Origin of the sequence: Sorangium sp. So ce385, assembly GCF_051474135.1 — a bacterium.
Classification (GTDB): domain Bacteria; phylum Myxococcota_A; class Polyangia; order Polyangiales; family Polyangiaceae; genus Sorangium; species Sorangium cellulosum_D.
Genome location: NZ_CP150337.1, coordinates 4,603,471 through 4,628,948, shown reverse-complemented (window position 1 = coordinate 4,628,948; position 25,478 = coordinate 4,603,471). Strand labels below are relative to the sequence as shown.

Sequence of the window (25,478 nt, the reverse complement as noted above, 5' to 3'; positions counted from 1 at the left end):
GCCCGCTGGGCCGCGCCCGGTCAGGCCGCGCTCCGCTGGGCCGCGCTCCGCTGGGCCGCGCCCCGCTGGGACGCGCCCCGCTGGGACGCGCCCCGCTGGCCCCAGCCCGGTCAGGCCCCGCCCCGGCGCCGCCGCAGGCCGAGCAGCGCCATCGCCAGCAGCGTGGCCAGCGGCCCCGCGGCCCGGGTCGCGCCGCCGCCGGGCACCTGGCAGCCGCAGCCGTCGCCCTCGGCGACCACCGGGGGGCCATCGGTCGGCGCGTCGGCCCCGCCGCTGCCGCCCGCGCCGCTCGGGGCGCCTCCCGCGCCGCCGACGGCGCCCTCTCCGCCGTCGCCGCCCTCACCGCCCGCCCCGCCCTCGCCCCCGGCGCCGCCCTCGCCGACCGGATCGCCGCACCCGGGCGCGTCCGGGACGAGCGCGCCGAACGGCGTGTTCTCGATGCCGCGGACCTCGATGTCGTCGATCTCCCAGCCGAAATCGCCCGAGTAGGCGTCGGTGCCGATGCGGAAGCGGACCTTCACCGTCTTCCCCGCGAACGCGTCGCCGAGGTCGAGCGTCACCGGCTCCGGATCGGGCCAGGCCTCGTTCGCGCCGACGAAGCCCTGGCGGCCGGCGAGCGGGTTCACCGACGGCTCGTCCACCGTGTTGCCGATCGGGCCGCCGTACCCGGGATCCGCGTACGCCGCGACGTCCTGCCACGTCTCGCCGTCGTCGTCGCTGATCTCGATGAGCCCGCCGTCCCAGTGGACCGCCGCCGCGTCCTCCGTCGCCGGCGAGATCTCGAACGAATGCCGATGCTTGAACGAGATCACGAGCGGCTCGCCCTCGCCGACCGAGAGCGGCGGCGAGACGAGCTGCGTGTCGGAGAGGCTCGGGTGGTCGGCGCCGCGCCACGCGTGGTTCGTCAGGTCCGTCTTCTCGCGCGACCAGATGGCGTCCGCCTCCTCGCCGTCCTTCGACCAGGCGGGCGCCTCGCTCTCGACCGAATCGACGGCCGACGCCGCCGGCACGTCGTCGACGTTGAGGCGCGCCCCGGCGACGCCGGCGACCGTCACCTCGCACGCCCGGGGGGCGGTGACGTCCACGCGGAGCTCCAGCGTCTCGATCCCGACCGCGGCCTCGTCCACGTCGACCTCGATCTCGACCGTCCCGGCCCCGAACGCCGGGATATCGGGCAGCACGATCGCGGTCCCGTCCGGGAACGACACGTGCTCGTTCGTCGAGGAGACCGTCGCCGCGGCGCCGAGGAGCGGCACCGGCCCCGCGTTCCGCACCTCGATCGCCACCTTGCCGCGCTCGCCCGCGTCGAGGAAGCCGTCGTCGTCGCACGAGCGCACGCCGTCGTCCGGCTCCCCCGGCGAGACGGCGGCCAGCGGCGCCAGCGCGAAGCTCTCGACCACGCCGACGAAATCCTCCGAGTCGCGCGGGGCGGACGCCGCGCACGTCCCCGCGCCGCGCCGCGCGAAGCCGTGGGCGAGCGCGATCATGTCGGCCTCGCTCCGCGCGAACGCGGCGGCGAGCAGGGCGTCCCGCTGCTCGGTGTAGGTCGCGTCCACCGGCGCGAGCTTCATCCCCGCCACCACGATGTCCGACATGAGCCGCCGCGCCTCGTCGTGCGTGTAGATGCGGCCGCCCTCGTCCTCCCGCGCGAGCAGCTCGACGTAGCCCTCGAACAGCATGAGCGCCCAGATCTCGCCCGCGTTGTGCTCCTCGGAGTTCCTCGGGTCGCTGCCCTCGAGGATCGGGTGCTCCGGGAGCGCGACGCCGTCCGAGATGTGCCTGAACGTGAGCCCGTTCTTCGAGAAGTTGATCGTGTAGGGCGCCCGGCGGCCGCCGTAGTAGGCGCTCTCGCCGCTCTCCTCCGACGCGTAGATCCCCGTCGCGAAGGTGCCGCCGAGGTCGTCGCCGTCGCGCATCGCCATGTGCAGCGCGATGAAGTCGCCCCAGCCCTCGCTCTGCGCGCCGCACTGCGCGGTGAAGCACTGGGTCAGGCGCCGGTGGATGTAGTGCCCCCACTCGTGGGCGGTGACGGTGTTGTCGATCGTGCCGTCGCGCACGACGCCGAGCACGCGCTCCATCGCCGCCCTGACCGTCCCTTCCAGGAGCGCGGCCTTGAGGCTGATCCCTTCCTCGTAGGAGGTGGAGAGCACCGGGATGGTCACCGTGGCGTCCTCCGGCGCGCCGTTCCCCATGCCCGGCGCGGGGTCGCCGGGCGCGTTGTTGGCGATGATGAGCGCGGCCGCGCCGGCGGCCTGGGCGTTCACCCCCTTCTGCTTGAAGGTGCAGCCGCCCCGATCGACGAGCAGGATCTTGCCCGTAACGTCGGAGACCGGCGCCTCGCACCCGTCCCGGGTTCCATCCACCGCGTCGTCGGGCGTGGCGTCGACGCCGTCGTCGACGAGCGCGATCTCGGCGGAGAGGTTGAAGTTCCCGGCCCCGAACGCGGCCGTGCCGGTGCTCAGGCTCGCGCCGCCCGGGTCGAGCGTCAGCGTGCGCCGGACGTCCTTGCTGTTCCAGAGGTACATCTGCATCCGCGGCGAGGCGCCGTCGGACATCGCGTTCATGTTCGCGTTGTTGCGCTGGGCGTTCGGCACCAGGGCGCCGTCCTGCGCCTCGGCGTGCATCGGATCGCCGCCGAGGCCGCCGCGGCCCATGTTGTCCAGCTGGGCGTTGCCGGCGGCCTCGTCGAAGCCCGAGTCGTAGTACCAGTCGTGCAGCCAGTTGTTCACGTAGAACAGCTGGGTCACGGCGGCCATGGTCTGCGCCTCGCTCGACACCGGATCGAGCAGGGGGTCGTAGACGTGGTCGAACGTCCGCGCCGCGGTGAGGGTCGCCCGGACGTCGCCGTTCGAGTAGCCGTCGGGGGCCCTGTGGTCCGCGTAGGCGTCCACGTTGTTGCCGAAGGTCTGGACCGCGTCGTCCGGCAGCCAGGGGTCGGCGGCGCCGTCCGGGCCCTTGTTGAACCCCTCCATCGAGACGAGCGGCGCCGGGATGAAGTCCGGCTGCGACCCGTCCGGCATGCCGGTCGGGTGCGGCAGGAAGTCGGCCTGGGGCCCGTCGAGGGGCCGCCGGTCGCCCGTGGTCTCGGCCCAGACGCGGTAGTTGAACGCGTCGTACTCGATCAGATCGCGGCGGTAGAGGACGCGGCCGTCGTCGGCCGCGATCACGTAGTCGTAGGCGTCCGAGGAGACGGACTCGACCTCTCCCGAGATGAACTCGACGAAGTACGCCGGGATCAACGCGTCCGGCATCGGGAAATAGACCCTCTTCACGCGGGCCGGCTCGACCAGGTGGAGGCCCGCGGCGCGGAGCGCGCTGTCCGGCGCGAGGTCGAACGCCTGGTAGTCGCCGGCGGGGCGCTGGAGATCGACGACGCCGCGCTGCCCCGGGTGGATCCCGTAGAGGTCCTCGAGCGCCCGGCCGAGCGCCAGCCTCGGCGAGAGGCGGAACGCATGGCGGCGCGCGCGCTCCATGGCGGGCACGGCAGCCGGGTGCAGGTTGCCGGAGATGGCGACGAGCGCGAGGTCCTGGCGCATGAGCACCTTCACGTCGGTCTGGAAGACGTCGGCGCCGTCCACGCGCTGCCGCAGGACGACGATGACGGGCCCCTGGCCGAGGTCGTGGACGTGGACCACCTGCGCCGCCTCCAGCGCGGCCCGGGACAGGCCGTAGGCCGCGGCGAAGCGGGCGAGGTGGCGCCGGGCGGCGGCCTCCGGGGTGGCGCCCGGGGCGACGGCCGACGGGGCCTCGGCCGGCGCGGCCCCGCTCGCGGCCCAGAGGAAGGTCGGCGCGCCGCGCTGCTCGTCGATGGACGTGACGACCCCGCCGGCGCGCGCGGCGCGGGCGGCGGCCGCGGCGCGGGCGGCGGCCGCGCCGCGCGCGTCGCCGAGGGCGCGCGCGGCCCTGGGCGCGCGCAGGTAGGCGTTGAGGTCGGGCCGCTTGCCGGGGGCCGCGTGCGCGAGCGATCCGGCGAGGAGCGCGAGCGAGAGCGTGAGACCGCGAATGGAACGCTTCATCCGATCTACTCCGTGCGTGGCTGGACAGCGGTCGTGCCGCCGGATCGCTTCGTTCCCGAGCGGGAAACCGGCCTGAGGAATGAAGACCTTTGATAGACGTTCCCGCCGCACGAGGGAAGCCGCTCAACGGCTCGGGGCGGGCCGTGCTCCGGAGAAGGCGGCCTCGACGGCGGCGGGCGGCGGCGGGCGGGCTCTTCGCTACCGGGACGAAGCCCGGCGGAAACGAGCCCGGAGGACGGGAGGAGGCGGGCGGAGACGCGGCGTGCGCCGCGCGCGGGGCGGTTTGTGCGTCGGGCGGGGCGGCGCGGCGCGGTTTGTGTCCTTCCCGTCGGACCGCCGCTCTAGGATGCGCCCGCCATGCTCGGCGAAGCGAAGCGCATCTACCTGGCCACGCGGAAGAAGCACGATCAGCTCTTCAACACCTACGTCATGCGCCCGCTCGCCGGCGGCGTCGTCGCGCTGCTCGCGCGGACGTCGCTCACGCCGAACCAGGTCACGCTGCTCAACCTCGCCGTGTTCGTGGTCGCGGCGGCGTTGCTCGTCGCGCTGCCCACGGCGGCGGGGGGCCTCGTCGCCATCGCCGTGCTCGAGCTGAGCTACCTCCTCGACTGCGCCGACGGGATGCTCGCGCGCCACAAGCAGGTCGCGTCGAAGGAGGGTCACCTCTTCGATTTCTTCACGGATGAGCTCAAGGCGGTGCTCCTCTCGGGCGCCCTCTCGGTGCGCTTCTTCCGCGCCGGCGGCCTCGGCCTGGACGGCGCGCTCTGGCCCGCGGGCGACCCGCGCTTCCTGCTCGCGGGCGTGGTCGGGGTGGCGGTGATCGCCTCGGCGATCTCGCTGACGAACTTCGTCCGCCGCCCGGAGATCAGCGGCAAGGAGACGTCGGTCTCGGCGCACTACGAGACCGTCACGGAGGAGCGCCCGCGGTCGCCCGCCGCCCGGGCGGCGGCGCTCGTGACGACGTTCCTGCGCTTCCTGAACCACTACCCGAGCCACATCTGGGCGTTCGCGCTCGCGGATCGGCTCGACGTGTTCTTCTGGATCTACGTGCTGATCAACGGCCTTTACCTGGCGCGGGGCTGGCTCGGGCTGCTGCTCAGGTTCGGGCGGGGCTAGCTTCGGAGGGACCGCCGGATGCGGGGCGCGAGCGAGCGCGTGGCATCAGGGGCGACGTGCGTGTCCCAGGAGCGGGCCGGCGGCAGCCGGAGCGCGCGGGCGCTGCCGCTGCGCCGGGAGGACCGGAGAACAGCTGACCACCCCGCGATCCCTGAATGCTGCACGCCCGGAGCGCGCTTGACAGCCATTGGGCGGTGAACCCTGTTGACGTGTGGAGGTGCTCTCATGGTGCGGACCGCCCCGGTAACATCCCTGAGAGCCCCGACATGAACCCGGGAGTCTTCGTGATGGACGGCGGAGGCACCGCGCGCCTCGGGGCGGCCCGGCGAGGAGATCGCGGCGAGGGCGCGCGAGCTCGTGCGGCGGCGCGGAGCCGCCTGGCGTGGCGAGCCCTGGAGCGACGCGCAGGCGCTGCTCGCGGCGGCGCGCGCCAGCTCGGGCGACGATGCCGCGAGCTTCGCGCGCTGGGCAGTATCGGCCACCTTGCGCGACGAGCAAGGGCCCAGCCTGCCGGTGTGGCTCGCCGCGGCCCGATTCCTTCCGCCGTCCGAGGCCGAGGCGCTGGTCGCGGAGGCCGTCGAGCGCGCGCGCTCGGACGCGCGACGGGGCCACGCGCTCGCGCAGCTCGCCGCGGCGCCGCCGCTGGACGCCCGCCAGGCGCGCTCGCTCTTTCGCGCGGCGATGGATCTTCCGCCGGGATCGCGCGCCAACGCGCTGGCGCCGCTCGTGCGGGCGCTGCCCGAGGAGGAGCTCTCGCGCGGCGTATCCGCGCTCTTCGACGCCCTGCTCGCCGGCGAGGGCGCGGACGGCGAGCCGATCGACACCGCATCGTGCACCGAGGCGCTCGCCCCCTTCCTCGGTCTGCCCGAGGTCTCGAAGCTGCTGGACGACCCGATGACCGGCATGGGCGCGCCGCTCGCCGTGCGGCTCGCGGAGCTCGGCGAGACCGCGCGTGCGCTCGACGTCATCGAACAGCTCTGCGGCGCTGGGGTCCACGGCGCGGGCCCGCTGCTGCGCGCCGCCGCCACCCGGGGAGGGCGTCCGCTCGTCGACGCGGCGCGCGAGGCGGTGGCGTCGCTCCAGCCGGCGTGGGCTGCGGCCGCGCTGGTGGCCGACCATGCCGCCCAGTCGATCGACGCGCTGGGGCTCGACGCCTCGGTCGAGATCGCCGGGCGCGGTGGGAGCTCGGGTCAGGCGCGCATCGCGGCCCTCGCGGCGCTTTGCTGCGCCGCGCCCGCGCCGTCGCGGCCGGCGCTCGCCGCCCGCGCCGTCGCGGCCTACCGCGAGAGCGGGGACACGGACGGGCTGGAGGCGGTGATCCGCTGCGCCGCCTGGATGTCGCCTCATGACGCAGCGTGGCTGTTCGCCAGGAGCCTCGGCGACGCTGCCGGCTCGGTCACGCTGGCATCGACCCTGAGCGGCTGGGGAGGCGTGGAGATGCTCGCGCCGCTGCTGGCGCGGATCGGCGGCGACAGCGCGCTCGCCGTCGTGGCGGATGCCCTGCACGGCGCGGACGCGTGGCTCGCGTGGATGGAGTCCGGCGACGGGAGCGCTTGACGCGTCGCATCATACGCAGAAGGGGTCGCGACCTGCCCGCGCCCCCTTCCGAGGGGGTCGGGTCGATCCGAAACCGAACCGGAGGACCTCCGAAGCCCCCCTCGCCACGTCGCGACCTGTCTACGACCCCTTCCGAGGGGGTCGGGTCGATCCGAAACCGAACCGGAGGGCCTCCGAAGCCCGCGCCGGCACGTCGCGACCTGCCGCGACCCCCTTTCGAGGGGGGTCGGGTCGATCCGAAACCGAACCGGAGGGCCTCCGAAGCCCGCCTCGCCACGTCGCGACCTGTCTACGACCCCTTCCGAGGGGGGTCGGGTCGATTCGCGACCTAGCCGGAGGGCCTCGAAAGCCCGCGCGGGCACGTCGCGACCTGCCCGCGGCCCATCCCGAAGGGCGGCTAGGGGCTAGGTCGAGACCCCGCCGGAGGACCTCCGAAGCCCGCTCCGTCCCGGTTCGGAGGGTCCTGGCCGCCTTGCGGGCTCGCCGACGGCTCGGTTAAAGGGTCGACGATGATCAAGGCCCTGGCGTGGCTGGCCTGCTCTCCCCTCATCCTCACCGCCGGCTGCGGCGCGGAGAGCGACGATACAACCCGAGCCACATTTCCCGAGTACACGCATCCCTTGTCCGAAGGGGAGAGCGCCTGTGGTCGAGCCGACTTCGAGGAGGTGTTTCCTTTCTCGATCCGGTCCGCGACGCTGCCCGTGCTCGTCCACCACTCCCGGGAAGAGGAGCGCGACACCGCCCGCCAGGTCCTCGCCTTCGCGGAGAAGGGGTGGGACTACCATGTGAATCGGATCGGCATGCGCCCGCCGCTCACGGATGCAGGGGAGTGCGGCCCCGACGACGCGTTCGACGTGCTCGTGTGGCGAGGACACCGCAGCTGCGTGGTCGACGTCCTCGGCGACGAGCCGTCGACCTCCTGGAACGACTGGCACCCTTTCATGATCGTCGATCCGTGGGGGCCTTACGGCGGCGCCGATCTGGAGGAGACCGTGGTGCACGAGATGGCGCACGCGTCGCAGGCCGCCGACGACTGGAACGAGAGCCCCGTCCTCTTCGAGATGTCGGCCAGCTTCCTCGACCAGATCTACATGGATCGCTATGCGGACGAGGGCCTCGCCGATTTTCAAAGGCACCCGGACCGGGCGATCGACCACGACGACGACTACGAGACGTGGGCCATGTACGGCTCCTCCATGGTCCTCCTGTACCTCAAGGACCGGTTCTTCGACGGCGATCCGACGTTCGTCTCGCGCATGTGGCTCGCCTCGCGCAACCCTAGAGGCGCCGAGGGCGCGCTGGATCGCAACGAGCCCGACTTCGTCGATGCGCTCGACGACATGCTGCGCGAGGTGGCGGACACCAGCTATGTCGACGTCGTCCCCGAGCTCGCGCGCTGGCGCTGGTATACCGGCGATCACGTCGACGACCGGCACTTCCGTCACTTCGCGGGGGGCCGCGAGAACCTCGAGGAGGCCAGGCTGACGCTGGCGGCCCAGGTCGAGGCCGCGCCGGGCAGGATCGACATCCGCGACGGCGCGCCGATGATGCTCGGCACCAGCTACATCGAGCTGTCGGCGGGCGCGGACGCCGCGCGGTCGGTCTGCGTATCCCTCGATGCGCCCGACGACGAGCGGCGCCGCTTCGTCGTCCAGGCCGTGCCCGGGCTCACGCCCGATTCCGACGGCGAGCTCCTCGACCTCTCGTCCGGCCCCGCACCCCTGGAGCTCGCGGCGGACGGGCAGCGAACGCTCGTCGTGACGGCCCTGCCCACGGGCCCTTACGACCCCGACACCCGAGGAGAAGAGCGATATCCCTTCGCGGTGGTCCTCCATCCGGGGAGCGACGGCTGCTCCGGATGAGCACGGGCTGTCTGGTTGCCGGCGTCGTGCTCGTCGCAGGGGAGCGCGCTGCGGTGCCGCCCTGAGGCCTCGTGTACGGCCTGAGTGCCCGCGCGCCGCCGGCGCGAGGGACGCTCGTCAGCGCTTCGCGACCTGGCCGAAGAGAGGCACGAGGCGCGCTTCGATCTCATCGAGGTAAGCCGTCAGTCCAGTCGCGGCGCCTCGACGCTTCAGGACGGCCAGGGGAGGCTCTCTCATGCATGCCTCCTCCCGCTCCTGGTCTCCTCCTGTGAGCGCATGGAGCACTCGCTTGGCATCCCGCTTCGCGCCATCCTCGCTGGCCGTGAGCTGCTCGGCGCGCGAGCGGGGATCGAAACCGAGCTCCTTGCGTTCGCGCTCGAGGAGCGCCCTCTCGGCATCGTCGCGAGGCTCGTAGCCAGCGAGGATCCAGCACTCTCGTTTGGTGTGGGCGACGCCGATGACGACCGGAAAGCGCCACGGCTGTGCGTGCCGCGCCTGCTCGAAGCCCTCACGACGCCGGCTCATCTTGTCCGCGTCGCGCATGAGGATGACGGCATCCGGAGGAGGATCGAGCGTGGCGAGGAGCTTCAACGCCTGCTCGGCCATCGCCGCGTCCGGCTCGCGCGGTTCTCCGCGAGAAAACCCGTGCGCAACGACATGCCTCGACCTCGCCATCGCCTTCATGCTCGTCCACTTCAAGCAAGAATCCTGGCGGCGGATGCCGTGATAGCCGCGAATGAAATCGATCGTCGCCGCATCGATCCACTCAACGGCTTCACAGAGCACTCGATCGCAGAGCGCGCATGCCGTGCGCCGGTCTGCGTCCGCTTCACATACGACCGCTATCGAGTAACCTGCTTGCTCAGGCATGGGGCTGCGCGCCTCGTTCGCGGACCCAGTCCTCGCCCACCATGCTCCAGATCTCCCCGGGGCTCATGAACTCCTTCCAGCGCTCAAACTGCGGATGTTCGCTCAGCCGGGCCCACCTCACGGCGCCGGTCTCGTCGGCGCTCATCAGTCGAACCTCCTCAGGCTCGAGATGATCGATGAGGTAGGGAGAATGGCTCGTCGCGACGATCTGCAGCTCAGGAAACACGTCGAGGAGCTTGCGGATCTGCGCGACCAGATCGGCGATGGCCCTCGGATGGATCGCGCGTTCAAGATCGTCGATGAGGAGCAAATGTGCGCCCTTACGGGCGATGATCGCCGTCAAGATCCCGAGCACGATGAGCGTCCCCTCGCTCGCGGCGTGGGCTGGTAGATTGGCCGCACCCCGCATGTCCAGCACGGCACGATGGCCGACGTATTCTCGCTCGACGGTGCTCGTCATCGTCTGGCCGTTGATGGTAACCCGCTGGATCTCGGGACGCTTCACCGCTGAACGCTCCAAGCGAACTCTCTCCACAGCGGGGATGACCGCGCGCAGCGCATCCTCCACACGTCGGAAGTCGTCCGCGCGCGAGATGAGCATCTCGGCGAGCACGGCAGCCAGGCCATCGCCGTCCGGCTCTACTCGTGGCACGAGGGAGGCGCTGTAGGATGGCTGGGCGAGCTTCGTCGCATCCAACCTGAGCAAGTCCGCTGGGGGACGAACGGTATTTAGCGTGTCTCGATCTTCGTCGGACCAACGGGAGCTATGCAGGAGATGTCTGCTCTCGCCAGATTCGACCGTCAGGTGCATTCCCCAGTTATCATCATCATATTCCTCTGCGACAAAGCTGATCGAGCCCGCCCTACCCTTCCAAGTTCCTGTGCATCGAATCTCGATCGGCTCGCCGGTGCCATGAGAGCGGAGCACCGACGGATGTCGCTCACCTTCCAGGAGTGACCAAGGGTCTTCCGAATGGAGATACGCCAGCCCTTGAAGCACGCTCGTTTTCCCGGAGGCGTTCGGCCCTACCAGCACCGTGAACCGCTCGAGCGGGAGGCAAATGTCCCGCAGCGCCTTGAAATTCTTGAAGCTGACGGTCTCGATCATGGTCCTGCACCGGAGCCCTCCACGGGCCCCGGGAGCCTAGACGACCCCGCCCATCTCGGCTACCTCGCCCGCCTGACCTGCTCGCCCTCTGGCTTCCGCGAGCAACGGGATCGCGTGGCCTCTTGCGTCGCGGGAAGTTGGGCCGAACTCGCTGCCGCCGCGGCGTGGCGCACTGAAACGACGCTGTGTTCCGCCGAACGGCGCGGAGTCTTCGCGCGGCGCCTCGCTCGGCAACGGTCGCCATCACACGCACGTGTCGCTCGTCTCAACGCCACGACTCGTGGAGAACGCCACCCTCCACGTGGCCCGGGCGCGAAGCGGGAGCGGACCATCCCCGGCGCAGACCCCGCCGAAAACTGGCCCGCCTCCCCCTCCTGTGCATTACGGTCGCCCCGCCATGGACACGCCGCCCCGAACGCGCCCCGCAGCACCGCGCGCGGCGCGCCGCCCTGCGCTCGCGTCTCTCGCCCTCGCCGCGCTCCTCTCGGGCTGCGGCCAGTCCCAGTCCGGCAGCACCCCCGACTCGCCGGCCGAGGCCCACGGCGGCGCCGCCGCCAAGGAGGCCGCCGCGCAGGGCCCCGCCTCCGCCGCCTCCGGCGCCCCCTCCGCCTCCCCTGCCCCGGCCGAGGATGAGCCCCCGCCCGGCCAGCCCCAAGGCCCGCCCATCGTCTCGCTGAGCGGCGTCGCCACCCCGCCCCCGCCGCCCCCCGAGGGCAGCCCGCGGCTCGCGAGCATCGCGATGCTCACCCGCGTCTACGCCCGGCCCAGCACCGGCGCCAAGCGCGTCGGCTTCCTCCGCGCCGGCGCGGTCGTCGAGATGGATCCCGAGCCCGCAGGCACCGACGGCTGCCCCGGCGGCTTCCGCAAGATCAAGCCGTTCGGCTACGTGTGCCTCGGCCCCGACGCGACCCTCGACCTGAACCACGAGATCGTCCGCGCCGCGGCCCGCCGCCCCGACGTCACCCACAAGCTCCCGTACATGTACGGCACCGTCACGCGCGGCGGCCCCGCGTACGCGCGCATCCCGACGCAGGACGACCTCGAGCGCCACGAGCCGAGCCTCAAGAAGCACCTCGATCGCTGGGCCAAGGACGAGGAGAGCGGCGCCACCTACGGCCTCGACGTGTGGCTCAAATGGAGCAACGAGCCGGCCCCGCCCGCGCTCGACGCCCTCGCGCAGCGCATCACCGATCGCGAGATCCCGTGGTTCTTGCGCGACGGCCGGAAGGCCCCCAACCTCTCCGGCCTCATCAAGTCCGACGACGCCGTGAAGATCGACGAGGTCTCGCGGCGCAACGGCATGGCCTTCATCGAGTCGTTCCTCCACGAGGGCCGGCGCTACAACGTCACCACCGACCTGCGCGTCGTCCCCGCCGATCGGTTCCGCCCCATCCGCGGGTCCGACTTCCACGGCGTCGAGATCGGCAAGGACATCGACTTCCCGTTCGCGCTCGTGCGCCGCGCCGGCGGCAAGCGGTGGCGCGTGGAGGGCAAGAAGCTCGTCGACGCCGGGGAGCTCGAGTGGCGCGCCGCCGTGGCCCTCACCGGCAAGCAGCAGTTCTTCGGCGGCAAGCTGCACTACGAGACGAAGGACGGCGACTGGATCGACGATCGCCACGCCGGCCGCATCGACCCCGCCAAGAAGATGCCGGCCTGGGGCAAGAACGGCGAGAAGTGGCTCGACGTCAACATCACGAAGCAGGTGCTCGTCGCCTACGAGGGCACGAAGCCGGTCTACGCCACCCTGATCTCGAGCGGCGAGGCGGGGCTCGAGGACCACGAGTCGAGCACCGCGACGAAGCGCGGGATCTTCCGCATCCACACGAAGTACATCTCCATCACGATGGACTCGGACGCCGTCGGCGAGGAGTTCGAGCTGCGCGACGTGCCCTACGTGCAGTACTTCGAGGAGGGGTACGCGCTGCACGGCGCCTACTGGCACGACAAGTTCGGCCGACCCAAGAGCCACGGCTGCATCAACCTGTCTCCGGAGGACGCCCGCCGCCTCTTCTTCTGGACCGAGCCGGCCGTCCCGCCGGGATGGCACGGCGCGGCGCGCTCGCTGACCGGAACGGTGGTGTTCGTGCACCCCTGAGCCACGCGCCCCTCGGGCGTCGAGCGCCCGGCCCAGCGCGCGCCCGAGGGCAGGGCCGCCCCCGGAGAGGCGCGCGCGAGGAGCGCGAGGCCCCGCCGCCGGAGGGCGCGCGAGGAGCGCGACCGGCGAGGCCCGCGCCCGGCCCCGGCGTGGGCGCGAGCGCTTGAGGAGCGGGACAGATCGATCGGGGATCACACTTCGGGCTCCTCCCGGCTCGAACAGCCGCAGAGTCGTGGTAGCGTCCCGCGCATGCAGCTTGCGGTCGTGGGAACAGGGTATGTCGGCCTCGTCGCCGGCGCGGGTTTCGCGGACTTCGGGAACGACGTCGCGTGCGTCGACGTGTCCGCCGCCAAGATCGAGATGCTGAAGCGCGGAGAGATGCCGATCTTCGAGCCCGGCCTCGACGTGCTCATCGCCAAGAACACGCGGGACGGCAGGCTCCGGTTCTCCACCGACGTCGCCGGCGCCATCCGCGACGCGGAGATCGTCTTCATCGCCGTCGGCACGCCGCAGGCCGACGACGGCTCCGCCGACCTCTCCGCCGTCGAGGCCGTCGGCGAGACGATCGGCAAGAACCTGAACAACTTCAAGGTGATCGCCACGAAGAGCACGGTCCCGGTCGGGACCGCGGATCGGCTCAAGCAGATCATCGGCGGGCTCACCACCCAGCCGTTCGCCGTCGCGTCGAACCCGGAGTTCCTCAAGGAGGGCGACGCGGTGAACGACTTCATGAAGCCCGACCGCGTGATCATCGGCTCGGACGACCCGAAGGCGCGCGAGATCCTGCGCCACCTCTACAACCCGTTCGTGCGGGCGAGCGACCGCATCCAGCTCATGGACGCCCGCTCGGCCGAGCTCACCAAGTACGCCGCGAACGCCCTGCTCGCGTCGCGCATCTCGTTCATGAACGACCTGGCGGTGCTCGCGGAGAAGCTCGGCGCGGACATCGAGCTCGTGCGCAAGGGCGTCGGCGCCGACCCGCGCATCGGCACGAAGTTCCTCTTCGCGGGCCCGGGGTTCGGCGGGTCGTGCTTCCCCAAGGATCTCTCGGCCATCCTCTACACCGCGGGCGCGGTGGGGCACGACCTGGAGATCGTGCGGGCGACGGAGCGGATCAACGCCCGGCAGAAGCGGCTGCTCGGGAGCAAGGTGAGCGCCCACTTCGACGGGGCGCTCAAGGGCAAGACGATCGCGGTCTGGGGGCTCGCGTTCAAGCCGCAGACCGATGACATCCGCGAGGCGCCGGCGCTCACGCTGATCGACCAGCTGCTCGAGGCGGGCGCGACGGTCCAGGCGCACGATCCGCAGGCGATGCCGAACGTGCGCGCCATCTACGGGAACCGCATCCTCCTGAGCGACGGCATGTACGGCGCGGCCGAGGGCGCGGACGCGCTGGTCGTCGTCACCGAGTGGCACGAGTACCGGCGCCCCGATTTCCACCGGCTGAAGCGCATCCTGAGCTCCCCGACCCTCTTCGACGGGCGCAACGTCTGGGAGCCCGACGAGCTCCGCGGCATGGGGTTCGTCTACACCGGCATCGGCAGGAAGTAGCGCGCCGCCCGGGCGCGGCTCAGCCGTCGCCAGGGTCCGACGGCAGCGAGAGCCGCCGGCTGCTCGGCGGCTCCTCGCCGAGGTACCGCGGCGCGTTCGCGGGCGAGAGCCGCCGGCTGCTCGGCGGCTCCTCGCCGAGGTACCGCGGCGCGTTCACGGGCGTGACCCGCCGGCTGCTCGGCGGCTCCTCGCCGGTGTGCCGGTCCCACCGCCGCTCGAGCATCTTCCGATCGACGCCGATGAGCCGCGCCGCGGCCGCCTTGTTGCCGCCGCAGCTCTCGATCGCGTGGTGCAGCACCGCGCGCTCGATCACGCGGAGCTTCGATCCGAGCCGCTCCGGCAGCGCGAGCAGCGCGCGCGCCAGCCGGTCGATCTCCGCCGTGGCGTCCACGATCGGCCGCTCGCGCGCGAGCTCCTCGAGCGTCGGGACGTCGATGAGATCGTCGTCCGCGAGCAGCCCGAGCCGCTCGACGACGTTCCGGAGCTCCCGCACGTTGCCCGGCCAGGGCCGCCGGACGAGCCACGCGATCGCCTCGTCGGTGTAGCGGAGCTTGCGCGGGAGCTCGGCGCTGAAGGCGAGCAGGAGCTCGATGAGATCCGCGTCGCGCTCGGCGAGCGACGGGACGTGCACCGTGACCACGTTGAGCCGGTAGAAGAGATCCTCGCGGAAGCGCCCCTCGCTGATGCGCTTCTCCAGGTCGACGTGGGTCGCCGCGAGGACGCGGGCGCGCAACGGGATCTCCGACTCGGCGCCGAGCGGGCGGAAGCGGCGATCCTCGAGCACGCGGAGGAGCTTCGCCTGGAGCTCGCCGGGCATCTCGGCGATCTCGTCGAGCAGGATCGTGCCCGCGCCCGCGAGCTCGAGCTGGCCGCGGATGCGCTTCTCGGCGCCGGTGAAGGCGCCGCGCTCGTGCCCGAAGATGAGCGACTCGATGAGCGTCCCCGGCAGCGCCGAGCAGTTGACGGCCACGAACGGCTCGCCGCGGCGCGAGCTCATCTCGTGCAGCGCGCGGGCGACCATCTCCTTGCCGCTGCCGGTCTCGCCGCGGATGAGCACGGTCTTGTTCGACTCGGCGACCCGCTCGACGATCCGCCGCACGCGCTCCATCGCCGCCGACGAGCCGAGCAGCGCCTTCGTCCCGAACGTGCGGTCGACCCGCTCGCGCAGCCGCACCACCTCGCCCTTGAGGAGCAGCCGCTCGCGCTGCCCCTCGATGATCGGCAGCAGCATCTCCGGGCAGAGCTCGTCCTTCAGCACGTAGTCCTGCGCGCCGAGCCGCATGGCCTCCCGGATCTCGGACAGCTCGCTGACCGAGGTGACCATCACCGCCGGCGTGCTCCGCCCCGAGGCGCGCACCCGCCGCAGGATCTCCAGGCCGCCGCGGTCGCGCGGATCGTCCGAGAGGCGCACGTCGAGGAGCAAGAGGTCCGGCGCGCTCCGCTCCACCGCCGCCATCGCGTCGTCGAGGCCGACCGCCTCCAGCACCTCGACCTCGTCGAGCGCGGCCAGGATCTGCCGGAGCGTGCGGCGGCCGCTCCGCTGATCGTCGACGACCAGGATCTTCACGCGACCTCGTCCTCTGCGGTCATGGCGACGTCGGCGGCCGGGATCGCGATCACGAACCGCGTCCTGCCGTCGCGCCGCTCCGGGTTGATGGACCACCCGTGGGCGCGGACGATGCGGTGCGTGATGGCGAGCCCGAGCCCGGTCCCGCGCGGCTTCGTCGTGTACCAGGGCGCGAAGATCCGCGAAGCGTCGCCGCCGAAGCCCGGCCCCGTGTCCCACACGACGAGCTCTGCGCCGCCCTCGGAGGGCTCCCAGGTGACCCCGACGGTCCCCTTGTCGCCGGCGGCGTCGAGGCCGTTCGAGAGGAGGTTGACGAGCACCTGCGTGGCCTGGTCGGGGTCGCAGCTGAGCCGCGGCGTCGCGCTCACGCGCGCCTCGATCCGCCGCTTGCCGAGCTGATCGCGCAGGAGCATCTCCGCCCGGCTCACCAGCTCCTCGACCGTGAGGCGGCGGCGCTCGAGCTTCCTGTGCGTCACCCGGCGCAGGCCCATCACGAGCCGCTCGAGGCGCTCGACCTCCTCGCAGCCGATCTCGACCTCCTCGGCGTCCAGGCTCTGGTCGCTCGAGCCGCGCTTGAACACCGAGCGGAAGAAGTTGATCGGGTAGCGCACCTCGTGGGTGATCTCGGCCGCGAGCGTCTCGATGAGCGCCGCGCGCTCGTCCCGCCAGGCGGCGGCCTGCTCGCGCCGCCGCCGCTCCAGCTCGGCGTAGCTGTGCGCGTGCGCGAGGGCGAGCGCGGCCTGGTTGCCGATGGTGCGGAGCAGGTCGAGGTCCTCGCTCGTGAACAGGGCGCCGCCGCGCTTCTTGCCGACCTCGAGGACGCCGAGCAGCCGGCCGCGGAACATGAGCGTGAGCGAGAGCTCGCTCGCGCTCGCCGGCGGCGGATCGATCCCGATGAGCCGCTCGCCGCTCGCCTCGGCGCCCCTCGGCTCCTGCTCGCCGGGGGCGTCGGCGGCGTCGACCTCGATGCGGCGGAAGGTGACGCGCTCGCAGGACAGCCAGCGCGCCACCGTGCGCTCGACCGCGTCCGCGACCTCGTCGGGATCGGCGACGAGGGTGAGCTCCTCGCTGAGCTGCTCGACGGTGGGCTTGTACTCGGCGCGCGCCGGGAAGAGCTTCCGGTCGCCGGCGCCGAGCGCGAACACGACGAGCGCGGCGCTGACGATCGCGGCGGGCGCGGCGACCTTGATCGCGCCGAGCAGCGGGAGGCCGGCGTACCCCGCGCAGGCGGAGCAGACGATCACCGTGAGCGCGACCATCATGCCGGCGATGATGATCCGCGTGAGCGGGCGCGACAGGAGCGCGCGGCTGCCCCAGAGGTCGTAGCGGATGAACGCGACGACGCTGGAGACGGGCGTGAGGGCGAGCGCCGGGATCGAGAACCACGCGAGCGCCGACTCCGCGACGCCGAGCATCGCCAAGAGGAACCCGACCGCGATCACGACGTGCGGCGGCGCCATGGCGAGGAGCAGCGCGCGCAGCGTGCGGCGGCGGTCCCCCTCCGCGGCGGCGAAGCGGAGGATCAGCGTGATCGCGAAGAAGAGGAACGAGGCGACGACCAGGGTCGCGCAGACGCCCCGGAGCCCGACGGTGGTCCAGCCCATGGCGTGCGAGGCGAGCATGCCGGCGGCGAGCAGGCCGCCGAGCCCATGCGCGATCCGCGCGAAGGCGGGGTAGCGCGCGATGAGCGCGACGTCGTCCGGCAGCCGCAGCGCCAGGGTGAAGAAGCTCATCGGGACGAGCGCGTAGGCGACGTGGAAGAACGGGACGAGGTCGCGCGAGCTGTGGTAGTCGAAGATCGAGAACTGGAAGAGCGCGGTGAACAGCGCGGCCGTCGCGAACGCGCGCGCGAGCTTGCCGCGCGGGCTCGCGCTGAGGGCGATGAGCGCGGCGCCCACGTAGAGCGAGGCGACGACCATCAGCCCGCCGGCGTAGAACCACCACGCGAGCGGATCGAACGGGACGAGGGAGAGCTCGACGTCGCGCACCCCCTCGGCCGTCTCGACGCGGGCGCGCACGGAGCGCTGCCCCTCGCGCGCCGCCTGCTCGATCGCGGCGTCCCAGGTGCTGGCGCGGTAGCGCCCCTCCGTGCTCTCGAGGCGCCAGCCGTTGACCTCGACGACGCGATCGGGGAACCGGAGGCCCTTCTGGAAGCCCTCCCAGGAAGGCAGGCCGAGGCTCGAGACCACGCCGTCCGGATCGACGAGGACGCCCGGGAACGGGCGCTCGTACCAGCTCACGGCGCTCCTGATCCCGGAGCCGCCCAGTACGAGCGCCGCGAAGACGACCGCCGCAAGGAGCCAACGCCGATTCTCGATAGCTGGCATCGGGAGACTCGACGGCGCGTAAATTGCGCCACGAGCCACCCACGATACGCTGGAACCCCGGGTGAACCAACGGGGCTCACGCGCCGGACGGCCCGCCGCGCCGCGATCGCCCGCGCCCCGGCGGGCCCGGCGGCGCTGTTACGCGATTTTCATTACGTTTTCATGCGGGGATGAGAGGGGGATCACGCCGAGCCGCCGGTGCGGGAGCGCGCTCAGGCCGCGCCCTGGCGCGCGCGGCGCTCCGCGGCGTCCGCGAACACGGCGTCGGCCAGCTCGCCGAAGCGCGACTCGACGGCCTGGACCGCGGCGGCGTCGGTCGCCGAGCGCTCGAGGTCGTCGAGCAGGGCCGCGACCTCGCCGCGCACGCGCGGCGGCGCCGGCGGCGCCTGGCGGCTCGCGGCGAGGCCGCGGACGAGGACCGAGAGCTGCCGCAGCACGACGCCGGCGCCGTGGGCGCGCCGGCGCGCGTCGTCGCCCGCGGTGAGGCGGGCGTGGCGCGCGAGCGCGCAGACGCCGTGGCAGAGGCTCGGGTCGGCGAGCAACGCGCGGACGGCCCAGCGCGCGAGGCGGCGCGAGTACAGGCCGCGGGCGAGCGGGCCCGCGGCGCGGGCGTCGTGCCAGGCGCGCGCGGCGCGGTCCTCGCCGATGAGCACCAGCGCGAGCGCGATGGGGTCGCCGGCGGCGAGGCAGGCCCGGCCCGCGTCGATGCGGCCGTAGCCGTGCTTGGCGTTGTGGCCGTCGCGATCGCGCCCGTCGGGGAAGAGGTCCCACGGATCGGCGATCGGCTCGGCCGACGCGGGCGCCGCGGGGGGGACCGGCGCGAGCGTGCGCAGGACCAGGGCGTCGAGCTCGGGCAGGCGCAGCGCGGGGTTGCGCGACAGGACGAGGAGCAGGACGCCCGCGGCCAGGGCCGAGGCCCCGCTCGACTCGGCGTGGCAGAGCCGCTCGGACAGCGGCGCCGCGCCGGAGGCGGGCGCCGCGCCGGATTCGGGCGCCGCGCCGGATGCGCCGGAGGCGGGCGCCGCGCCGGATTCGGGCGCCATGCCGGAGGCGCCGGAGGCGGGCGCCGCGCCGGACGCCGGCGGCAGCGGGCAGGTGAGATCGTCGCCGGGCGCGAGCCATCGCACCGCCGGGCCGCGGTTGGCGAAGGGGCGGCTGCGCCCCCGGCGATCCCGCCAGAGGAACCACCCCTCGCCGCGGGCGCCCGGGCCGACGCAGAACACCCGCGGGTCGCTCGCGGGCTCGCCGAACCCGAGCGAGAAGCTCGCGTGCAGCGACGCAGGGGGGCTCGAGGCCTCGCGGCCCGTCGGGAACACGACCGGGCAGCCCCGGCCGCGGCGCCCGAGGCGGGCGGCGAACTCGAGCGCGTCGTCCAGCATGGGCGTGGTCGAGCCCTCGACGTACGCGGCGCAGACCACGACGTCGGCGCCGTCGCTGACGGCCTGGACGATCGCGACCGGGAGGGCCAGGACGCACGAGCCCGGCTTCGGGATCAGGTAGAGCCGCGGCGACGCGTCCGGCGCGACGCCGCGGAAGCCGCCGGGGCGGCGGGATCCGACGGCCCAGGCGACCATGAACGAGCCGTGCGCCTGGCTGCGCGGCGGGTGCTCGAGCATGACGAGCACCTCGCGATCGAGGCCGAGCTCGTCGGCCGCCCAGGCGTCGTCGTCGATGACCCCGAGGCGCATCCCCGCGCCGCTCCCGCAGCGGCGGCGGTCGACCCCGATCCCGCCCTCCTCGTCGCGCAGGAACCAGCGGCCGGGCGTGACGGGATCCTCCTCGAACGACGCGCCGCGGACGGTCCACGCGTCCGGGCGCGCCGCGGCGCCCGCGGCCGCGTCGAAGCGCGGCGCCACGGCGGCGCTCGGGCGCCGGGCCGACGCGACGTAGCGCACCGGGAGCGCCGCGGCCGAGAGCGCGGCGGCGACCTCGGCGCGCCGCCCGCCCTCGGGCGACCGGACGCGGAGCCAGAAGATGGGCGCCCGCTCGATGACCCGCTCGACCTCGACCGCGGACCAGCGCGCCGAGAGCGCCGCGACAACGTCGCCGGGGGCCGCGGCGCAGCGCAGGGCCACGACGATGTCGAGGGGGCCGCCGTCGTCGTCGCCCGCGGCCGTGGGCACCGGGGCGTAGCCGAAGTCCCACGGCGGGCGCGCCGGGCGCGCCCTGGGGGAGGCCGTCGACGCGGGGGGCGGCGCGCTCGGGCGGCCGCGCGCCGGGCGAGCGCGCGCAGGCCCCTCCTCCGGAGCGCCCGCTCCCCCCCGCGAGGCCGCGTCGCGGCCCCGGCTCATGCCAGCACGGCCTTGGCCCAGGCGTTGAGCGCGTGGGCGCGGTTGGCGAAGCCCGGGCTCTCGGCCTCGCAGCGCGCGAGCTCCTGCGCGTGCGCCTCCCTCGCCGCCGCCCAGGCGGCGACGCGGCGGGCGCCGAGGGCGGCCGCGCGCCGGCGCGCGGCGCCGAAGCACCGGCGCTCGCCGTCGAGCATCGCCGCGAGCACGCCCGACTCGAGGACCATGCGGCGCACGGGGACGAGCGACGAGGCCGCGCTGGAGGCCGGCGGCTCGCTCTTCGCCCTCGGCGTCGCGGCGATCCCCCAGGGCGGCGTGCCGAGCGGCCCGTAGGCGATCGCGCCGCGGTGGTACGATCCGGACGCGCGGTCATCATCGCGCGCGCGCGTGGCCGTGGCGTCGGGCTCGCCTTCCGCCCGCGATCGGAGCTCCGAGGCCAGGACGACGGCCCAGGCGCCGCCTCGCTGGTAGTCGTCCTGCCAGTCCATGACATCGTCGTGGAGCTGCAGGCCGAGCCACACCGACGAGAGCAGCCGCGCGAGCACCTCGCGCTGCGCGGCGGTCCAGCCCGCGGCGTGCGCCAGGGCGATCGACGCCGGGAAGCCGACGCTCTGCTTGCCGAGGGAGAGCGCGTAGTAGCGGCTGAACCCGGCGGGCTCGCCGCTCGCGAGGACGCTGCGCTCGGCCTCGATGGCGAGCAGCGTCGCCTCGTCCGCGCGGGCGAAGTCGATGGCCGGGTCGTCGACGTCGGGCGCCACGCGGCGCAGCGCCTCGTCGCGCGCCCGCCGCGCGTGGGCCAGGATGGCCTCGAGCTGCCAGGTCGGCCGGACCTGCGCGTCCTGGATGCGGTCCGTGCCGAACGCCTCGATGACGGCGAGGAGGTGCGCGAGCAGGGCGTCCTGCACGGTGGCCCCGCGGACCCCTGGCATGGCCTCGGCGAGCAGCGCTGGCGCGGCCAGGGTGAATTCGTTGCGGAACACCGCGCTCCAGGGCACGTCGCGCGACGGGGCCAGGCCGAGCGTGTAGGCCAGCCCCTGCGCCTCGGCGTGGAGCATCCCGGGGAGGGTCCGCCAGAACGCCGTGTAGAGCTCGTCCACCCAGAGCGCTTCATCCATGGGCGGACACCTCCGTGGCCGGGCGCGGCGCGCGCGGCCCGGCGCTCGCGGCCGAGGCGCGGCGCGGGCGCCGGGCGCCGGGAGATGGGACCGGCGCGGAGCCGCGCCGGTGGGACGTACGCCGATGGCGGTGCAACCCCGCCTGTCGCCTGCGCCGCAGCATCAATAAATGTTCGACTCCTTCCAGGGCGACAGGCACACGTTGATGCGCTCCTCGACCACGATCGCGCGCCACTGGAGCACCTGGGCGGCGCTCAGCCCATCGAAGAAGCCGCCGATCCAGGAGCGGATGCGGCTGTTGAGCTGCGCGCGGACCCTGGCGGCGTCCACCGGCTCCTCGTCGGCCTCGGGCGAGACGATGTAGAGGGAGAGCAGCTGCTTGAACTCGTCGAAGTGCTCCTGGTTCCGGAGCAGGGAGATGTAGAGCGCACGCAGCTGTGCGTGCGGGTCGACCGAATTCACGGTTTGCATGGGCCTCCGTCACCGGTCCGCGCCGGCTTCGGGCGGCACATTGCACGTCATGGGCCGCCGCAGGCCAGCGTGTAAACCATTGAAATCATTCGATCGAGGGGAGCGGCCGGAGGCGACCGATACCCGAAACTGACCATCACCTGCCCGGATTCGACCGTTTCCCGCGACGTGAGGCCGCTCTCTCCGCGACGGTGGACATAGACATGTCCAGCCCCGCGCGCGCCCGATTCGGCACCACCCGGCACCATGCCATTCCCGGCCCCACGACGGCCTTTAATTCAGATTCAGCCGAATCTGGCAGTGAAGCTGGATCACTTCCCGCCCCCGAAGCTCGGGCTGCCCCCCCCGGTCGGAACGAAGATGACGCCGCCGCCCCCGCCACAGTCGCTGAGCGAGATGAGGATGAGGAGGACGATGATCAGGACGACGACGAGGACGATCACCGTGCCGGCGCTCAGGCCCGTCCCGCTGCCGAGCCCGGGTTTCGGCGGGGGCGGCAGGTGGAAGGCGGCGGCGAGCTCCGCGCCAGGCAACGGTGAGCAGAACGACACGCTGACCTCGGTCGGGGCCTGCTCGATGCTGATCTTGCCGCCTTCGCCCTGGTACTCGGTGGCTTGTACCCCCTCGCCGATCTCCACCTTCCAGTAGAATTCGCCGATGACGTATTCCACCTCGGCGTGGACGCTTTGTTTGAGCGCGTACGTCCTCCCCTGGTAGCTCGCGGTCGACCCCATCGGCTGGACCTCGCCGGGTGACAGCGGCGTCACGAGCTGCCAGGCGCCGTCCTCTTCCATCAGCCACAGGTAACCGACGCTCGGTCCGCCGTAGAGCAGGTACTCCCGCCAGCGGTAGCGCTCGCCTTCCACCGTGCAGCCGCGGATGACGAAGCCGATGCAGAGCACGCGCATGCCACGGAGCTGGCCCTCGGCGCCGAGCGGGACGTACGGCTCCATGGGCGGCCGGGGCACCTGGCCGAGGGCGACGAGGGCGCCGTTCGTGAGATCGCTCGCCGTGCCGCAGTAGCGGCAGACGATGCGCTCCGCGGTCCCCGGGGCGGCGAGCGGGAGGTTGCCGCCGCAGTTCGGGCAGGCGAGGGCCGTCACCTGCGCGGTGGGCCGATCCACGGGCGCGCCGGCGTCGAGCTGCATCACGGCCGGGTCGATCTGCCGACCGAGGTAGAGCTTCGGCGGGAGGGTCCGCCCGTCGCCGTAGTCGAGGGTCCCGAACTCGCCCCGCGGCCCCGCGATGTCGACGAAGCCGGTCACCACCCCCGGCGCGGCGACGTGCGGCATCTCCCCTTCGGCCGAGATCACGCGCCGGCGGCCGACCTCGACGACGGTGAACATGCCGTGCCCCTCGAGGTGGACGCGGCCGCCGGGCTGGAGAGAGGCCCACGGGGGCAGCCCGTTCAGCGGGAGCGGCGCCTCGGTGGTCGCGTACCAGCGCCCCTGGGCGTAGGCGACCCACGTCCAGCGGCCGCTGGCCGGGAAGGCGATGAAGATCTCCTGCCAGGGCGCGCCCGGCGCGCCGGCGCGATCGAGCTGCACGCGGCCGTCGACCACGAAGGGCTCGTTGCCCCAGCGCCCCGTGACCCCGACCTGGAGGGGCGTGGGGATCTCGACCAGGTCCGCGACGCGCCCGACGGCCCGGAGGTCCCGGTCGGTGCGGGCGACCACGAACTTGCAGTGCTTGCACACCTGCGCCATCGCGCCCGCGAAGCGAAACGTGATCGGCGCGCCGCACGAGGGGCACGCGGCTGCTCGGTCGAAGGGCGTGCTCACGCGAGCACCATACTAGAAGCGCCGGCCAGGGAAGAGGAAGCGTTTCAAAGCTGCTTCCCGCGCCGCGGCGTCGGCCCGCGCCGCGCGCGCGTCGATTCGATCCGCGCACGAGAACCGGCTGTGATCCCGCACGAGCGGTGGTAGGACCGCGCCGATGTCGGCCACCGAGGAGAGCTCGACGGGCGCTCGGGGCGCCCCGCGCGGGGACGCCGCGGCGCTCCCTGCGGCGCAGCCGCTGCCCCGGCTCGTGCACCCCGCGCTCCTCGCGAGCGTGTTCGTCATCGCCACGTCGGGGCTCATCTACGAGCTCATCACCGGCACGCTCGCGAGCTACGTCCTCGGCGACTCGGTGACGCAGTTCAGCTTCGTCATCGGCCTCTACCTGTTCGCGATGGGGATCGGCTCGTACCTCTCGCAGTACATCGAGGGCCGCCTCCTCGAGCGCTTCGTCGAGATCGAGCTCGGCCTCGCGCTCGTCGGCGGGCTCTCCGCGCCGATGCTCTTCCGCGTGTACACCGCGCTCGGGGCGTTCCGCGCGCTGCTCTACGCGCTCGTGCTGCTCATCGGCGTGCTCGTCGGCCTCGAGATCCCGCTGCTCATCCGGCTGCTCAACTTCTCCCTGGATCTCAAGCGGCTCGTCGCGCGCGTGCTCACGCTCGATTACATCGGCGCCCTCGCCGCGAGCCTGCTCTTCCCGTCGCTCCTCCTGCCGCGCCTCGGGATCCACCAGACGAGCCTGTTCTTCGGCCTGCTCAACGCGGCGGTCGCGCTCACGAGCACGTTCCTCTTCCCGCTGGAGCGCTCGGTCGTCGTCCGGCTGCGGGCGCTCTGCGTGGTCGTGATGGCGGGGCTCGGCGTCGCCTTCGCGCTCGTCTCGCGGTTCGTCGAGCGCTCGGAGGCGCTCTACTTCGGCGCGCCCATCGTCCACGCGGCGCAGTCGCCGTACCAGCGCCTCGTCATCACGCGGAGCCCGCGCACGACGCGCCTCTTCCTGAACGGCAACCTCCAGTTCTCGTCCGACGACGAGCACCGGTACCACGAGGTGCTCGTGCACCCGGCCGTCGCCGCCCTCGGCCGCGATCCGCGGCGCGCGCTGATCCTCGGCGGCGGCGACGGCCTCGCCGCGCGCGAGCTGCTCCGCTACCCGTCGATCGAGCAGATCCTGCTCGTCGACCTCGACGCCACCGTCACCGGCGCCTTCCGCGACCTGCCGCTCGCCGCGGCGTTGAACGGGGGCGCGCTCCGCGATCCGCGCGTCGTCGTCCGCAACGAGGACGCGTTCAAATACCTCGAGGAGTCGACCGAGTCGTTCGATCTCGCGGTCGTCGACTTCCCCGATCCGGGCAACTACGCCGTCGGCAAGCTGTACACCGACGCCTTCTACCACCTGCTCCGGCAGCGGATCTCCGTGCGCGGGCTCGCCGTGATCCAGGCGACGTCGCCGCACTACGCGCGCGAGTCGTTCTGGTGCGTCGTGACGACGCTCGAGGCGGCCGGCTTCAAGGCCGCGCCGCTGCACGTCTACGTGCCGAGCTTCGGCGAGTGGGGGTTCATCCTGGCGGGCGGCGAGGGGCTCGCCGCGCCCGGCGCCCTGCGGATCGACGCGTCGAAGCTCCGCTACCTCGACTCGAGCGGCCTGCCGGAGCTCTTCCGGTTCCCGCGCGATCTCGGCCGCGTCGACGCCCCGGTCAACCGGCTGAACGACCAGAAGCTCGTCTCCGTCTACACGCGCGAGTGGGCGGAGTGGACGCGGTGAT

At 73.0% G+C, this 25,478-nt stretch carries 15 protein-coding genes; 6 read left to right on the top strand and 9 right to left on the bottom strand.

Annotation, left to right across the window (positions count from 1 at the left end; genetic code table 11):
* Window positions 1-110: 110 nt before the first annotated feature.
* Window positions 111-4,016, bottom strand: coding sequence for a M36 family metallopeptidase (locus WME83_RS17035; RefSeq protein ID WP_437320336.1), 3,906 nt, complete (start codon window positions 4,014-4,016; stop codon window positions 111-113).
* A gap of 357 nt (window positions 4,017-4,373) precedes the next feature.
* Here WME83_RS17035 and WME83_RS17030 point away from each other — a divergent pair, with 357 nt between their 5' ends.
* From WME83_RS17030 to WME83_RS17020, 3 genes are all read left to right on the top strand, one after another.
* The gene (locus WME83_RS17030) at window positions 4,374-5,132 is read left to right on the top strand and encodes a CDP-alcohol phosphatidyltransferase family protein (protein ID WP_437320335.1); all 759 of its coding nucleotides are present in this window, start codon (window positions 4,374-4,376) and stop codon (window positions 5,130-5,132) included.
* Window positions 5,133-5,489: 357 nt separating this feature from the next.
* Window positions 5,490-6,689: a hypothetical protein gene (locus WME83_RS17025; protein ID WP_437320334.1), complete on the top strand. Its 1,200-nt coding sequence runs from the start codon at window positions 5,490-5,492 to the stop codon at window positions 6,687-6,689.
* Window positions 6,690-7,198: 509 nt separating this feature from the next.
* Window positions 7,199-8,551, top strand: coding sequence for a hypothetical protein (locus tag WME83_RS17020; RefSeq protein ID WP_437320333.1), 1,353 nt, complete (start codon window positions 7,199-7,201; stop codon window positions 8,549-8,551).
* Between the two features lie 117 nt (window positions 8,552-8,668).
* On the opposite strand, the gene WME83_RS17015 is transcribed toward WME83_RS17020, so the two are convergent.
* Together WME83_RS17015 and WME83_RS17010 are read right to left on the bottom strand one after the other, a co-directional pair.
* Window positions 8,669-9,421, bottom strand: a complete 753-nt coding sequence (locus tag WME83_RS17015; RefSeq protein WP_437320332.1) for a hypothetical protein — start codon at window positions 9,419-9,421, stop codon at window positions 8,669-8,671.
* Window positions 9,414-10,529, bottom strand: a complete 1,116-nt coding sequence (locus WME83_RS17010) for an AAA family ATPase (protein ID WP_437320331.1) — start codon at window positions 10,527-10,529, stop codon at window positions 9,414-9,416. Before WME83_RS17010 ends, WME83_RS17015 begins: the two co-directional genes overlap by 8 nt.
* A 397-nt stretch (window positions 10,530-10,926) precedes the next feature.
* Between WME83_RS17010 and WME83_RS17005 the strand changes: the two genes are divergently transcribed.
* Together WME83_RS17005 and WME83_RS17000 are read left to right on the top strand one after the other, a co-directional pair.
* Window positions 10,927-12,624 carry a L,D-transpeptidase gene (locus WME83_RS17005; RefSeq protein WP_437320330.1) on the top strand — a complete coding sequence of 566 codons (1,698 nt, stop codon included), beginning with the start codon at window positions 10,927-10,929 and terminating at the stop codon, window positions 12,622-12,624.
* A 249-nt stretch (window positions 12,625-12,873) separates the two neighbouring features.
* On the top strand, window positions 12,874-14,175 hold the full coding sequence (locus WME83_RS17000; RefSeq protein ID WP_061629311.1) for a UDP-glucose dehydrogenase family protein: 1,302 nt from the start codon (window positions 12,874-12,876) through the stop codon (window positions 14,173-14,175).
* Window positions 14,176-14,194: 19 nt separating this feature from the next.
* Here the strand turns inward: WME83_RS17000 and WME83_RS16995 are convergent, their stop codons facing one another.
* The 6 genes from WME83_RS16995 to WME83_RS16970 form a co-directional block, all read right to left on the bottom strand.
* Complete coding sequence (locus tag WME83_RS16995; RefSeq protein WP_437320329.1) at window positions 14,195-15,742, bottom strand: sigma-54-dependent transcriptional regulator; 1,548 nt, start codon at window positions 15,740-15,742, stop codon at window positions 14,195-14,197.
* Window positions 15,739-17,982 carry an ATP-binding protein gene (locus tag WME83_RS16990; RefSeq protein WP_437320328.1) on the bottom strand — a complete coding sequence of 748 codons (2,244 nt, stop codon included), beginning with the start codon at window positions 17,980-17,982 and terminating at the stop codon, window positions 15,739-15,741. Before WME83_RS16990 ends, WME83_RS16995 begins: the two co-directional genes overlap by 4 nt.
* A 299-nt stretch (window positions 17,983-18,281) precedes the next feature.
* Entirely contained in the window at window positions 18,282-20,360 is a 2,079-nt protein-coding gene (locus tag WME83_RS16985) for a hypothetical protein (RefSeq protein ID WP_437320327.1), read from the bottom strand.
* Window positions 20,357-21,469, bottom strand: coding sequence for a hypothetical protein (locus tag WME83_RS16980; RefSeq protein ID WP_437320326.1), 1,113 nt, complete (start codon window positions 21,467-21,469; stop codon window positions 20,357-20,359). The genes WME83_RS16985 and WME83_RS16980 overlap by 4 nt, the downstream gene beginning before the upstream one ends.
* A 162-nt stretch (window positions 21,470-21,631) precedes the next feature.
* Window positions 21,632-21,940 (bottom strand): hypothetical protein, encoded by a 309-nt coding sequence (locus WME83_RS16975; RefSeq protein WP_020735372.1) that lies wholly within the window; start codon window positions 21,938-21,940, stop codon window positions 21,632-21,634.
* Window positions 21,941-22,251: 311 nt separating this feature from the next.
* Window positions 22,252-23,721: a DUF4178 domain-containing protein gene (locus tag WME83_RS16970; RefSeq protein WP_437320325.1), complete on the bottom strand. Its 1,470-nt coding sequence runs from the start codon at window positions 23,719-23,721 to the stop codon at window positions 22,252-22,254.
* Between the two features lie 154 nt (window positions 23,722-23,875).
* On the opposite strand from WME83_RS16970, the gene WME83_RS16965 reads away from it, so the two are divergent.
* The gene (locus WME83_RS16965; protein ID WP_437320324.1) at window positions 23,876-25,477 is read left to right on the top strand and encodes a polyamine aminopropyltransferase; all 1,602 of its coding nucleotides are present in this window, start codon (window positions 23,876-23,878) and stop codon (window positions 25,475-25,477) included.
* Window position 25,478: the final 1 nt, after the last annotated feature.